This is a genomic window from Clostridium sp. (genome assembly GCF_021372645.1).
Lineage (GTDB): Bacteria > Bacillota > Clostridia > Clostridiales > Clostridiaceae > Clostridium.
Window position 1 is genome coordinate 1 of sequence record NZ_JAJFUC010000034.1, and the last position, 12,643, is coordinate 12,643.

Here is a 12,643-nt window from a genome sequence, read left to right on the forward strand (position 1 = left end):
TATTGATTCTTGGGTGAAAACTTTATTATTCATAAACTAATTACCTCACAAAATAATTCTTAATATATTTTGTGCATATTAAAAAATAATATTATTTTAATATTAAGTCTATGAAGTTTCTTTATTAGAATTTATATATATTCATAAAATCACCCTTATATTAATTTTATAAAAAAGATAAGTTCAATATTTTTTAGAGAACTTATCTTTTTTATAAAAATTTATTTTACATTATACATTCCATGACTATTCATGTAATTAAAAAGTTCTTGACCATGTTTTTGTTCATCTTGTTGAATATGTTGCATTGCCTGCCTAACTATAGGATTAGCAGATTCAAAAACGTCAATATCATAAGTACCTGAAACATATTTTTCTGTAGATAATAAGTCACTACAAAGCATTTTGTCATGTTGATTATTTACAGAATCTTTGGTATTACTTTGAGTCAACGGTTGCTGCTTGTGACTTAGATTTGGTTGTTGCCCTTGAAGCATTTCATTAATAATATCGTAGTGATGTTGTTCTTCACCAGCGAGTTTATTAAAAAGTTGCTTCAACTGTGCACCTTCAGCTTGATGAGAATAATTTTTGTATTTTTCAATACAAACTTCCTCTTGAAGCTTTCCATCTTCCAAAAACATTTTTTCTTTTTGACTAAGTTGTATTTGCATATTAATATCACCTCAAAGTATATTTTAGACAAAAAATACTTACATTATGTATATAAATTAAGTTTAATTGTGGCGTAAGGGTAGAAGAAGTATTAAAATCTATAGTTTTAGTAGGAACTGATTCAGAAGTAGTAATAGTATTAAAACGAAAATATTATAATATTTTCTACCATAAATATTCTCGTATAAGTTCCTAATTGTGCTATCGCACTCTTTATAAAGGTGCATATTTATTCTGAAGAATATGCACATATAAAAAGAGTGGCTATGCCACAATACGGAACTTTTCACATATAAAAAAAGCACGAAGTGCAATTAATAACTTATTTGCCAAAAATGCGGGCTAAGAAGATATTGAGTTAAAAAGCTTGTCAATTTTAATGAAAATTTTGAGTTTAAATCACATATTCATAGTAGCCGTGAAAAATTTTTAAGCTGTAAATAAATTTTGGAGAGTGTTGTTAAATTAGAAAGTTAGTAGAAAATTCATATATTTATTTAGAAATAGATTGTCTTCATAAAATCTACATAAGAACTTGGTAAAATGATTAAGGGTGTTGCAATTGATCGATATAAATAAACAAATTGAAGATACTAGAGATAAATTGAATATGCTAATAGCAACTAAAACAATAATTACAGGAGATAAGGAATTATTAACACTTAGTGTAAGACTAGACAAGCTAATAAATCAATATATACATACTAAAAATAGTGATGTTAAATCATCATCTAATTATAGAGCAACAATGATGGAGATGACTGGTTCTGGAGCTTAATCTAATGATAACAAAATTAAAGTAAATGAATAGATACTGACACGAAAATGAAAAAATAGTTAGATATAATGGATATATAATAATTGGAGGTGGATAAAATGATGATTATACCTATAATTTTAATTGCAGGTGCTATATATTTAATTTACAAGAAAGAAGAAAATAATAACCTTCAAGTTTGCAGAGTTAAAGACAATTCTTTAAATATATTAAATGAAAGATTAGCTCGTGGAGAAATAAGTGAAGAGGAATATTATAGAATCAAGTGAATCTTAGTTGAACTTATACCCACAAGGGGCACCTAGTCCAGGAGCGTGCAGCCGTTATCTCCCACTTAAGCAGAGAACCTAAATCTATGATTTAGTGTGAATCGCTTACTCACCCGACTTTAGGAGGAGGAGTTTCATATAAAGTGGGAGTGTTACGGATGCTAGCTATCGGATAAATAGTAAATTAAATTATAGATAACAAAATGTTAGTCATGTAAAAGGAGTAATTCTTCTTTTGCATGACTTTTTACTTGTTGCGATAATTAGAGGCTTTATTTCAATAGTTATTATTTAAATTAATTTTAAAAAATGAATCAATTATTAATTGGCCTACTTGAATACCTTTAAACTTAAGAAATTAATCAACCCATGTGTTGAAAGCTCATATCCTTATTACTTCTCATAAATTTTTTATCTTATAACTTTTATATGGTTCGAGATTAAACTTTAAAAAAGTTTTCCTATAAATTTTCTACATAATAACTTCATAAGAATTTGGTAATATATGATCAAATAGAAAACCATTAATAGCTTAATAGTTTTTTTATGACATACTTCCAGCGTGGAGAGTATAAATAAAACATTTTGTTTTGAAAGGAGATAAAAATGATACAGGATTATTTGATTATTGGAATTTTTCTTATAGCATCATTCATCTTTGGAATGGTTGTTTTATTAACAGCATCCTTTGTAAGGCCTAAGAAGCCTAATAAAGAAAAGTTATCAACTTATGAGTGTGGTGTTGAAACGACTGGGCCAACTTGGATTAGATTTAAGGTCAGTTACTTTATGTATGGCTTAGTATTTCTGCTCTTTGATGTTGAAACAGTATTTTTATTACCATGGGCAGTAAAATTTAAATCATTAGGATTATTCGCACTTTTTGAAATGGTTATTTTTGTAGGAATTTTAATTGTTGGCTTATGGTATGCGTGGAAAGAGGGGGCATTAGAGTGGAAATAAATTTTAAACAAGATAAAGATATTCAAGAACAAATAGAAAAAAATATTATTTTAACCAAGCTAGATGATGCTTTAAATTTCTGTCGTGCTCATTCTTTTTGGCCTTTAACCTTTGGCTTGGCATGTTGTGCTATTGAAATGATGGCAGCAGGAGGTGCTCGTTATGACATTGCACGTTTTGGATATGAAGTTTTCCGTGCTTCACCAAGGCAAGCAGATTTAATGATTGTTGCAGGTACAGTTACCGAGAAAATGGCACCTGTAGTTAAAAAGATTTATGATCAAATGCCAGAACCTAAATGGGTAATTGCTATGGGGAGCTGTGCTACTAGTGGGGGACCTTTTGTAGATTCGTATAATGTTGTTCCAGGCGCAGATACATTTTTACCAGTAGATGTTTATATTCCAGGATGTCCTCCACGCCCAGAAGCATTAATTCATGGACTTTTAACATTAAAAGAAAAAATTATTCATCCGAAAGAGGTGGGCAGAAATGAGTAAAACTAGTGAAAATTTGGTTTCAGAATTAAAAGCAGAATATATACAAGATATTGAAATTATAGAAAATAGACAAATTGCCATTAATATAAAAGTAAATATTTTTTTAGAAGTTATAAAAAAGGTTAAAAAATATGGTTTTGTTTCTTTAGTTGATTTAACAGCTATTGAAGAAGATAGCTTAAGCTGTGTTTATCACTTTATGTCATTAATAACCCATGAATTAATTAGAATCAAAGTAAAACTTGATGAAAAACTTGAAATTCCTTCATTGACTAAATATTGGTTTGCAGCAAATGTTCAAGAAAGAGAGGTTTATGATTTATTTGGAATTAATTTTATTGGTCATCCTGATTTAAAAAGGATATTGTGTCCAGATGATTTTGTAGGACATCCACTTAGAAAAGATTTTAAGGTTGAAAAGCGAAGGTAGGAGGGAGATAGTTTGATAATGGAACATAACAAAGATTTGCATACTGAAGAAATGACCTTGAATTTTGGACCTCAGCATCCCAGCACTCACGGTGTATATAGAGCAATTTTTACATTGGATGGGGAGCATATTATTAATGTTGAAAATGTAATTGGCTATCTGCATAGAGGTATGGAAAAGTTAGCTGAATCCAGAACGTATACTCAATTTATACCTTATACTGATAGATTAGATTACTTATCTGGAATGTTAAATGAATTAGGCTATGTTCAAACGATAGAGAAGCTTATGGGGATTGAAGTGCCAGAAAGAGCAGAATACATTCGTATAATAATGGCTGAACTTCAAAGAATAGCAAGTCACCAAGTTTTTTTAGGAAGTATGGCTCTTGATTTAAATGGACATACACCTTGGATGTATTTTTTTAGAGATAGAGAAAAAGTTCTTGATTTATTTGAAATGGTTTGTGGTTCTAGAATGACAACAAATTATATGCGTATCGGTGGAGTGAGTTATGATCTGCCTGAGGAATTCATTTCTAGTTTGAGAAGCTTCCTTAACGATATGGATAAAAGCTTCATAGAGTATCAGCGTATCATTACTGGCAATGAAATATTTCAAGCTAGAACTAAAGGTGTTGGAGTAATTAGTGGAGAAAAAGCTTTAGCTTACGGTATAACGGGCCCAAACCTTAGAGCTTCTGGTATTGACTTGGATTTAAGGCGTGATGCACCATATGGCATTTATGATCGTTTTAACTTTAAAGTAATTGTTGGAAAAGAAGGCGATTGCTACGAAAGATGGATAATGCGTATTGGAGAAATGGAAGAGAGCATAAAAATAATCAAACAAGCATTAGAACAAATTGAAGATGGACCAGTTTTAGCTAAAGTTCCAAGGCTTATAAAACCGCCAAAAGGAGATATTTATCATCAAATTGAAGGTTCTAAAGGTGCTTTAGGTTATTATTTGGTAAGTGATGGATCAGATAAACCTTATAGAATTCATATTCATGGACCATCTTTTGTTAATATAGGTGCCTTTCCTGAAATGGCTAAGGGAAGTACTATTCAGGATGCTGTTGCAATACTCGCATCACTTGATCCTATATTAGGCGAGATTGACCGATAACTTAGGAGGTAGTAATGGAGAATATATTTATAAATATATCTAATTGGATTAAAGGCTTAACTTTAGCATTAGGAACACCAAATATTTTGGTAAGTATTATTATGAGTTTGGTTTATTTTATTGGGATTGTAGCTTTTGTTTTATTAAATGCTATGTTCTTGATTTATTTAGAAAGAAAATTTTGTGGTTATCTTCAACAGCGTCCAGGGCCTAATAGATTTGGGCCAGAAGGAATATTTCAAAGTGTAGCTGACGTTGTTAAACTTCTAGGTAAAGAAGATATTATTCCAGAAAAAACAGATAAATTAGTTTTTGTAATGGCATCATTGTTAGTTATGGTTCCTGCTTTATTAATTTATGCTGTGTTACCTTTTGGAAAAAATATGGTTGCTGTAAATTTAAATTTGGGGTTGCTTTATTTTTTAGCTATATCTGGAGTCTCCTCAATACCTATATTAATGGCAGGCTGGGGATCTAATAATAAGTACTCTCTTTTAGGTGGAATGAGAGTAGTTGCTCAAATGATAAGTTATGAGATACCTATGATTTTTTCTCTTCTTGGAGTAGTTATGATAAGTGGTTCTTTAAACTTAGGAGAAATTATTACAGCTCAAAATAAAGTGTGGTTCATTTTTTTACAACCTGTTGCATTTATTATTTATCTTATTGCCGCAACAGCAGAGTTAAATAGAGCTCCTTTTGACTTAGCTGAAGGAGAGCAAGAAATAGTAGCTGGCCCATTTACAGAATATAGCGGAATGAGATATGCACTTTTTTATCTTGCTGAGTATACAAATATGTTTGCAATTTCAGCACTTACAGCCACTTTATTCTTAGGTGGGGCAAGTGGACCTATTTTGCCTTCTTGGATTTGGTTTATCTTGAAAACTTATGTAATAGTATTGATACTAATGTTAGTTCGATGGACTTTTCCTAGATCTAGGTTAGATCATATGATGTCTTTAAATTGGAAATATCTTATTCCTATTTCATTAATTAATATTTTATTTACAGGAATAGGGATTAAAATATTTCAATTAGTTAGTTAAGAGGTGAATTTAATGTTTGGTAAAGGATTAATAAATGGTCTTAGAGTAACTCTTGGGCATTTATTTGAAAAAAATATTACTCAGCAGTATCCAGAAGAACATCCAAAGCTTCCTATTCGTTCTCGTTGTTCTTTTAAACTGGATTCAGAAAAATGTATTTCATGCAGCATTTGCGCTTTGAGCTGCCCCAATAGAGTTATTAATGTAGAAAGTTATAAAGATGAAAATAATAAAAAGCAATTAACTAAGTATGAAATGGAATTAGAATATTGTCTTTTTTGTGGTCTATGCGTTGAAAGCTGCCCAAGTAAGGCGCTTCAGGTTACTTCAGATTTTGAACTAAGTGCTTATAGTAGGGCTGAAACAAAGTTAACCCTATTTAATAAGGAGGAATTGCTATGATATCAGCTTTTGTATTTTGGCCTATAGCATTTTTAATTGTAGCTTTTGCTATAGGTGTAGTTCATTCAAAAAATATTATCCATAGTGCTTTATCAATGATTTTAACCTTTATAGGTATCGCGGTTATTTTCATTTTGCTACAAGCTGATTTCTTAGCTTTGGCACAGATTTTAATTTATGCTGGAGCCATTTCAATCTTAATTGTGTTTGCAATAATGCTTTCTCGCAAAAGTGATATGAAAAATAGTAATCCCTTTAATAAATTAAGATGGACAGGTTTAGCATTTTGTTTAGGATTCTTTGGGATTATTACACGTTTAATTTTAAGTAGTAACTTTACTTATAAGAATTTAAATATAGAAAATACCATTAGTGCTATTGCAGATGGATTTTTCGGAAATTATATGATTCCCTTTGAAGTTTCTGCATTACTATTATTAATAGCCTTGGTAGGCGCTATTATTTTAGCAAAAGGAGTGAAAAATTAAATGGTTGGTTTAGAAGGTTATTTAATACTCGCAGCTGCTTTGTTTTGCATTGGTCTTTACGGAGCTCTTACAAAAAGAAATGTTATTAGTGTGTTAATGTCAGTGGAAATCATGATGAATGCAGTCAATATTAATTTAGTAGCTTTTAATAGATTTTTAGCACCAGAAAAGGTTACAGGACACCTTTTTGCTATATTTGTTATTGTAGTTGCAGCAGCTGAAATTGCTGTAGGGCTAGCTATTATCTTAAATATTTATCGCAGTCATACTACATCTAATGTAGAAGATTTCAATATTTTAAAATGGTAGGTGGTATGATGAGATTTATAGATTTAGCGTGGATGATTCCCATATTTCCCGCAATTACATTTTTAATTATTGCGTTTATAACAAAAAGTTTTAAACGTACTAGTTCTTTAATTGCAATAGCAGGAATGTTTGTATCTTTTATATTTTCTTTAGGTGTTTTTTATGAGGTTATTACTTCAAAAGTCAGTATTAATCAACCAGTTGAATATGCTGTTTCCTGGCTATCAGTTCCCATTAAGATTGAAGCTGGAGTGCTGATTGATCCACTTACAGCAATTATGCTTGTAATTGTGACTTTTATAGGGTTATTGGTTGAAATATATTCTTTGGGATATATGAAAGGTGAAGAAGGTTTTTCTAGATTTTTTGCGAATTTATCTCTATTTAGCAGTTCAATGTTAGGACTCATAATCTCTAATAACTATTTTCAAATGTTCTTTTTCTGGGAATTAGTAGGGTTATGCTCTTATCTTTTAATTGGTTTCTACTATGAAAGACCTTCAGCAGTAAAAGCTAATAAGAAAGCGTTTATTGCGAACCGAGTTGGAGATTTTGGTTTTTTAGTCGGAATGCTTTGTCTTTTCATGGCTTTTGGAACTTTTAACTTTAGAGAACTTGCTGTTAATATTCAAGCTTATCAAGATGTTGTTTATTTAACTATTATAGCATTATTGATTTTTGCAGGACCAGTAGCAAAATCAGCTCAATTTCCACTTCATGTTTGGCTTCCAGATGCTATGGAAGGGCCAACACCAGTAAGTGCCCTAATTCATGCTGCAACAATGGTAGCAGCAGGTGTATATCTTCTAGCACGTGGGTATATATTGTTTTCTTCATTACATGAAGTAAGTTTGGTAATTGCGTACATTGGAGGCATAACAGCATTTATGGCTGGTACTATTGCTTTAGTACAAAGGGATTTAAAAAGAATATTAGCTTTTTCAACCATGAGCCAGTTAGGGTATATGGTTATGGCAATGGGAGTTGGTGGATTTACTTCCGGAATGTTTCATCTTACAAGCCATGCATTCTTTAAAGCTTTACTATTCTTAGGTGCTGGTAGCATTATACATGCTATTGGTGTGCAAGATATTTTTAAGATGGGCGGCTTAATTAAAAAGATGAAGCTTGTAAGCTTAACTTTTATTATTGCATCTTTATCATTAGCTGGGGTTCCACCTCTATCAGGCTTCTTTAGTAAAGATGAAATTTTAACTGTAACTTATGAGCATGGTTATATATTTTTATATTACTTAGGTTTAATTACAGCGTTTTTAACAGCATTTTATATGGCTCGTTTAGTTTTTATAGTTTTCTTCGGAGAGGAAAGAGAAAAACATTCTATCTATAAAACATCTTGGAGCATGACTGTTCCATTAATCATATTATCGGTTTTCTCAGTATTTTATGGTTTTATAAACGAAACTTTTGCTTCCTTTATATATTTTCAAACACCTCAAATTCCAGAAGCAAATTTAATGGTTATGGGTGAATCAGTAGCAGCATCATCTGGAGGAATACTACTCGGATGGCTTATCTATGGTAAAAAAGTAATATCAAGTGAAGCTCTAAGTATGAAGTTTAGACCAATACATCAATTTCTTTTTAATCAATATTATTTAAATGAACTTTATCAATGGATATATGAAAAAGTAGTTTTAAATATTTCGCACTTATTTAATTGGTGTGACCGTAACATAGTAGATGGAATTTTTGACAATATTACTTCTTTGATATGGAGAATTGGAGCTAAACTTAGGCTTACTCATTCAGGACGAGTGCAAAATTATGCTCTAATTTTTTTCATTGCAATTGCTTTAATAATTCTTTGGCTCGCAGCACCGATTTTAGGAGGGGTATAGATGCAGTTTCCGATATTAACGTCAATATTATTAGCACCTATTTTGGGTATTATCATAATACTTTTGTTTCCAGCTACTAAGGAAAAGGAAATAAAAGTTACAGCAGCAATTGTCACATTTATTTCATTGTTGCTTTCGATTATAGCTTTTGTAACTTACAATAAGGCAATAGGCGGACTTCAATTTCAAGAAACCTATTCTTGGATACCTGCCCTCGGAATTAATTATTCTGTAGGGGCAGATGGCTTAAGCATACCTTTAGTATTGCTTACTGCTATCGTTATTTTTGCAGGTGTCTTTGCATCATGGAAAATGGAAAAAAGAATAAAAGAATTTTTCATATTCTTACTTTTACTAGTTGCAGGTGTTTTTGGAGTATTTATTTCAAGAGATTTATTTTTCTTCTATTTATTCTTTGAAATAGCCGTTATTCCAATGTATATATTAATTGGGGTTTGGGGAAGTACTAGAAAAGATTATGCTGCAATGAAACTTACTTTATATTTATTAGTAGGAAGTGCATTTATTCTAATTGGAATTATTGCAACCTTTGTATATGCTAGTAATTTAGGGATAAGAAGTTTTGACATACAAACACTAAGTACTATTCAATATAGTTCAAGTTTTCAACAATTTGCTTTTTTCCTAATGCTAATAGGCTTTGGTATATTAGTCCCTATGTGGCCTTTTCATACCTGGTCTCCAGATGGGCACGTGGCTGCACCTACAGCCGTAAGTATGCTTCATGCTGGAGTTTTGATGAAATTAGGTGGTTATGGAATTATCCGAGCTGGAGTATTTCTCTTTCCAGAAGGAGCAAAATACTGGGTTCCTTTAATTGCAGTGCTATCAATAGCTAATGTAGTATATGGTGCTATGGTGGCTATGGCTCAAAAGGATTTAAAATTTGTAATTGGTTATTCTAGTGTAAGTCATATGGGATATGTTCTACTCGGAATTGCGTCATTAAATTTTGAAGGAATAGATGGAGCTGTAGCTCAGATGTTTGCTCATGGAATTATGACCGCATTATTCTTTACTTTAATAGGAAATATTTATAACCAGGCTCATACAAGAGAGATTGCTAAATTTGGAGGTTTAGTGCATCAAATGCCAAGAGTAGCTATTGGTTTTATAATTGCTGGTTTTGCATCATTAGGGTTACCAGGACTAAGTAATTTTGTGGCTGAGTTTCTAATATTTTTAGGATCTCATGATGAATCAAGAAAACTATTTTCAATAATACCTTTTAAAGCAATCTCAATATTAGCTATTCTAGGAATTGTTATTACAGCTGCTTATATATTGAAGGTGATTCAAGATACTTTCTTTGGTCCAAGAAAAAAAGAATGGGATCACTTGCAGGATGCAAAAGGAGTGGAACTGATACCTATAGTGATGCTTGCAGGTGTATTAATATTTTTCGGTTTATTCCCATCACCACTAATTGATCTTATTCATAGTGGAGCAATGTCGCTAATGGGTAAGATATCAGACATAGGAATGATAATGGGAGGATTTTAATTATGAGTTATATAGTTGAACTTTTAACTGCAGCTTTATGTCTTATACTTCTGGTAGCAGGTTTATCGCTTCCAAAGTTTAAAGAAAAGTTGTGGTTATTTACAAGCATATGCCTTTTGATAATTTTAGTAATTTCTTTTTTTAATGGAGGTCAGCTGCAAACTTTGTTTGATGGAGCTTATATTAATGATTCTTTTAGTACATTTTTTAAACAGCTTTTTTTAATAGCTGCGATTTTAACAGTATTAATTTCTAAAGATCATTTAGTTTCTAAGCAAGGAGAGTTTTACGCCCTAATTGTCTCAGCACTTTTGGGTATGATGGTTATGGTATCATCAGGAGAACTCATTACAATATATATAGGATTAGAATTAATGACTATATCTTTTTGTGTTCTAATTGCTTATAAAGGTGATGAAAAATCAAAAGAGGCAAGTTTAAAGTACATTATTTTAGGTGCAATGTCGTCAGCAATTTTCTTATACGGATTAAGTTTAATATATGGCATAACGCAAACTACAGTTATCAAGGAAATAGCAGAAGTATTAGGAGCAGGAAGCGTTGCTCCATTAGAAATACTAGGCATGATATTTTTAATTGCAGGTTTTGGTTTTAAAATTGCTATTGTTCCTTTTCATATGTGGGCTCCAGATATTTATGAAGGAGCACCTACTTCAATTACAGTATTTTTAGCAGTAGCATCAAAAACTGCAGGTTTAGCAGTATTTTTAAGACTTTTTATTAATGGAATGTCATCTATTTCTAGTTATTGGATTGAATTAATCGTAGTTTTATCTGTTTTGACATTAATACTAGGAAATCTAGTTGCCATTCCTCAGACTAACATTAAAAGAATATTAGCATATTCAAGTGTTGGTCATGCTGGATATTTTCTACTTGGGATTATTGCAAATTCAAGTCTTGGTGTTGCAGCAATTTTACTTTATAGCTTGGTATACTTATTTGCAAATGTTGGAGCCTTTGGTGTTGTGATTGCAGTTTCAAAAGCGACAGGCAGCGACGAAATTAAAGATTATGCTTATTTAGCTAAAAGATCACCATTTTTAGCAGCTGTTATGCTTATATCTCTACTTTCTTTAGCCGGAATTCCACCTTTAGCAGGATTTATAGGTAAGTTTTATTTGTTTTTATCTATAATAGAAAATGGACAATTATGGTTAGCATTTTTGAGTATTGGTATGAGCGTTATATCAGTTTACTACTATCTTAAAGTTGTTAAGGTTATGTATTTTGGCGAAAGTCCTGAGAAACTTGAATCAATTCCGGTTTCTGTAGGTACAAAATCAGCACTAACTATATCCATGATAGTACTTGTTGTTCTTGGAATATATCCTAACCAAGTAATAAATGTAGTTTTAGAGGTTTCAAAAGCATTTTTTTGATTGTGACTTAGCTTAAGGTAAAAACATTAATCTCTCTTCAAGGTTTAGTAGGAGTTGATGTAAATTTAGAATCAAAAAAATAAAAATAATGTATTTATTATTAGCATAATAATTGCCAGTTTACAAATAATAATCAAGGATATTTAAAATAATGAAATTATTATTTAGGAGGAATTAATTATGCAATCAACAATGATTAAACAAGTAGATTCATTAATATTAGAAGGAAATCCAATGCAATCTTGCATTGATTCTTGCACTAAATGTCTGCAAATATGCCAAGAATGTTTAAATTTATGCCTGCATGAAGACGATGTTAAGTCAAGAATGAATTGTATAAAAACACTTCAAGATTGTTCCGAGATTTGCGCTTCTTCAGTTTGCTTTATGTCAAGAAGCAGCGAAAACATGAAAGATATTTGTAATACATGTGCTACAATATGTGATAAGTGTGCAACCGAATGTAGTATGTTTACTGAAGAACATTGCCAAAAATGTGCTTATGTATGTCGTGAATGTGCTAATGAATGTAGAAATATGATGAATATGTAGGACATTATAATAATCCAATATAAATAATATATATTTGAGTATATATGTTGCAAATTGGTTTCTACATTCGGATGCATAGCCTGTCTATTGTCTGAGTAGGAACCATATTTATGTTTCTTATAAACTTTTCAATTGAATTTCTAACTTGTGGTAAAGAATGATAAAATACATTGTTAATAATAGAAGATTTCAACCATCCCCATAACCCCTCTATTAAATTCATTTCCGGGCTATATGGTGGTAAAAACATTAGTTCAAGCCTATCTTTAACTTTATTTAAAAACGGTTGTATCAATTTTGCATGATGA

General features: G+C 31.1%; 16 protein-coding genes. 14 read left to right on the top strand and 2 right to left on the bottom strand.

Going from position 1 to position 12,643, the window contains the following annotated elements:
- Nucleotides 1-221 precede the first annotated feature (221 nt).
- Nucleotides 222-674 (bottom strand): spore coat protein, encoded by a 453-nt coding sequence (locus LLF98_RS05040; protein WP_291701488.1) that lies wholly within the window; start codon nucleotides 672-674, stop codon nucleotides 222-224.
- A 563-nt stretch (nucleotides 675-1,237) separates the two neighbouring features.
- Here LLF98_RS05040 and LLF98_RS05045 point away from each other — a divergent pair.
- The 14 genes from LLF98_RS05045 (at nucleotide 1,238) to LLF98_RS05110 (ending at nucleotide 12,335) form a co-directional block, all read left to right on the top strand.
- The gene (locus tag LLF98_RS05045) at nucleotides 1,238-1,453 is read left to right on the top strand and encodes an aspartyl-phosphate phosphatase Spo0E family protein (RefSeq protein ID WP_291701490.1); all 216 of its coding nucleotides are present in this window, start codon (nucleotides 1,238-1,240) and stop codon (nucleotides 1,451-1,453) included.
- A 98-nt stretch (nucleotides 1,454-1,551) separates the two neighbouring features.
- Entirely contained in the window at nucleotides 1,552-1,722 is a 171-nt protein-coding gene (locus tag LLF98_RS05050; RefSeq protein WP_291701492.1) for an SHOCT domain-containing protein, read from the top strand.
- Between the two features lie 606 nt (nucleotides 1,723-2,328).
- Nucleotides 2,329-2,685 (top strand): NADH-quinone oxidoreductase subunit A, encoded by a 357-nt coding sequence (locus tag LLF98_RS05055; protein WP_291701494.1) that lies wholly within the window; start codon nucleotides 2,329-2,331, stop codon nucleotides 2,683-2,685.
- A complete protein-coding gene (locus LLF98_RS05060; RefSeq protein WP_291701517.1) occupies nucleotides 2,682-3,185 on the top strand; it encodes an NADH-quinone oxidoreductase subunit B in 504 nt (167 codons plus the stop codon). The genes LLF98_RS05055 and LLF98_RS05060 overlap by 4 nt, the downstream gene beginning before the upstream one ends.
- Nucleotides 3,178-3,615, top strand: coding sequence for an NADH-quinone oxidoreductase subunit C (locus tag LLF98_RS05065; RefSeq protein ID WP_291701496.1), 438 nt, complete (start codon nucleotides 3,178-3,180; stop codon nucleotides 3,613-3,615). Before LLF98_RS05060 ends, LLF98_RS05065 begins: the two co-directional genes overlap by 8 nt.
- Nucleotides 3,616-3,633: 18 nt before the next feature.
- On the top strand, nucleotides 3,634-4,746 hold the full coding sequence (locus LLF98_RS05070) for an NADH-quinone oxidoreductase subunit D (protein WP_291701498.1): 1,113 nt from the start codon (nucleotides 3,634-3,636) through the stop codon (nucleotides 4,744-4,746).
- A 14-nt stretch (nucleotides 4,747-4,760) separates the two neighbouring features.
- Nucleotides 4,761-5,795 carry an NADH-quinone oxidoreductase subunit NuoH gene (gene nuoH / locus LLF98_RS05075; RefSeq protein ID WP_291701500.1) on the top strand — a complete coding sequence of 345 codons (1,035 nt, stop codon included), beginning with the start codon at nucleotides 4,761-4,763 and terminating at the stop codon, nucleotides 5,793-5,795.
- Between the two features lie 12 nt (nucleotides 5,796-5,807).
- Nucleotides 5,808-6,197, top strand: a complete 390-nt coding sequence (locus LLF98_RS05080) for an NADH-quinone oxidoreductase subunit I (RefSeq protein ID WP_291701502.1) — start codon at nucleotides 5,808-5,810, stop codon at nucleotides 6,195-6,197.
- On the top strand, nucleotides 6,194-6,685 hold the full coding sequence (locus LLF98_RS05085) for an NADH-quinone oxidoreductase subunit J (protein ID WP_291701504.1): 492 nt from the start codon (nucleotides 6,194-6,196) through the stop codon (nucleotides 6,683-6,685). The genes LLF98_RS05080 and LLF98_RS05085 overlap by 4 nt, the downstream gene beginning before the upstream one ends.
- Nucleotides 6,686-6,994, top strand: a complete 309-nt coding sequence (gene nuoK / locus LLF98_RS05090) for an NADH-quinone oxidoreductase subunit NuoK (protein ID WP_291701506.1) — start codon at nucleotides 6,686-6,688, stop codon at nucleotides 6,992-6,994.
- An 8-nt stretch (nucleotides 6,995-7,002) separates the two neighbouring features.
- Nucleotides 7,003-8,856 (top strand): NADH-quinone oxidoreductase subunit L, encoded by a 1,854-nt coding sequence (nuoL, locus tag LLF98_RS05095; protein ID WP_291701508.1) that lies wholly within the window; start codon nucleotides 7,003-7,005, stop codon nucleotides 8,854-8,856.
- A complete protein-coding gene (locus tag LLF98_RS05100; RefSeq protein ID WP_291701511.1) occupies nucleotides 8,857-10,380 on the top strand; it encodes an NADH-quinone oxidoreductase subunit M in 1,524 nt (507 codons plus the stop codon).
- Between the two features lie 2 nt (nucleotides 10,381-10,382).
- Complete coding sequence (locus LLF98_RS05105; RefSeq protein WP_291701513.1) at nucleotides 10,383-11,783, top strand: NADH-quinone oxidoreductase subunit N; 1,401 nt, start codon at nucleotides 10,383-10,385, stop codon at nucleotides 11,781-11,783.
- 180 nt (nucleotides 11,784-11,963) lie between these two features.
- Nucleotides 11,964-12,335: a four-helix bundle copper-binding protein gene (locus LLF98_RS05110; RefSeq protein ID WP_291701515.1), complete on the top strand. Its 372-nt coding sequence runs from the start codon at nucleotides 11,964-11,966 to the stop codon at nucleotides 12,333-12,335.
- Between the two features lie 61 nt (nucleotides 12,336-12,396).
- Here the strand turns inward: LLF98_RS05110 and LLF98_RS05115 are convergent.
- Nucleotides 12,397-12,643, bottom strand: a 247-nt coding sequence (locus LLF98_RS05115) for a transposase (RefSeq protein ID WP_291700109.1), incomplete at its 5' end; no start/stop codon positions are given.

Bases quoted from the DNA above. Each gene is read 5' to 3' on its own strand.
- LLF98_RS05065 (WP_291701496.1), top strand. From the start codon at position 3,178: ATGAGTAAAACTAGTGAAAATTTGGTTTCAGAATTAAAAGCAGAATAT.
- LLF98_RS05050 (WP_291701492.1), top strand. From the start codon at position 1,552: ATGATGATTATACCTATAATTTTAATTGCAGGTGCTATATATTTAATT.
- LLF98_RS05070 (WP_291701498.1), top strand. From the start codon at position 3,634: ATGGAACATAACAAAGATTTGCATACTGAAGAAATGACCTTGAATTTT.
- LLF98_RS05080 (WP_291701502.1), top strand. From the start codon at position 5,808: ATGTTTGGTAAAGGATTAATAAATGGTCTTAGAGTAACTCTTGGGCAT.
- LLF98_RS05040 (WP_291701488.1), bottom strand. From the start codon at position 674: ATGCAAATACAACTTAGTCAAAAAGAAAAAATGTTTTTGGAAGATGGA.
- nuoH (WP_291701500.1), top strand. From the start codon at position 4,761: ATGGAGAATATATTTATAAATATATCTAATTGGATTAAAGGCTTAACT.
- LLF98_RS05110 (WP_291701515.1), top strand. From the start codon at position 11,964: ATGCAATCAACAATGATTAAACAAGTAGATTCATTAATATTAGAAGGA.
- nuoK (WP_291701506.1), top strand. From the start codon at position 6,686: ATGGTTGGTTTAGAAGGTTATTTAATACTCGCAGCTGCTTTGTTTTGC.
- LLF98_RS05105 (WP_291701513.1), top strand. From the start codon at position 10,383: ATGAGTTATATAGTTGAACTTTTAACTGCAGCTTTATGTCTTATACTT.
- nuoL (WP_291701508.1), top strand. From the start codon at position 7,003: ATGAGATTTATAGATTTAGCGTGGATGATTCCCATATTTCCCGCAATT.
- LLF98_RS05055 (WP_291701494.1), top strand. From the start codon at position 2,329: ATGATACAGGATTATTTGATTATTGGAATTTTTCTTATAGCATCATTC.
- LLF98_RS05100 (WP_291701511.1), top strand. From the start codon at position 8,857: ATGCAGTTTCCGATATTAACGTCAATATTATTAGCACCTATTTTGGGT.
- LLF98_RS05085 (WP_291701504.1), top strand. From the start codon at position 6,194: ATGATATCAGCTTTTGTATTTTGGCCTATAGCATTTTTAATTGTAGCT.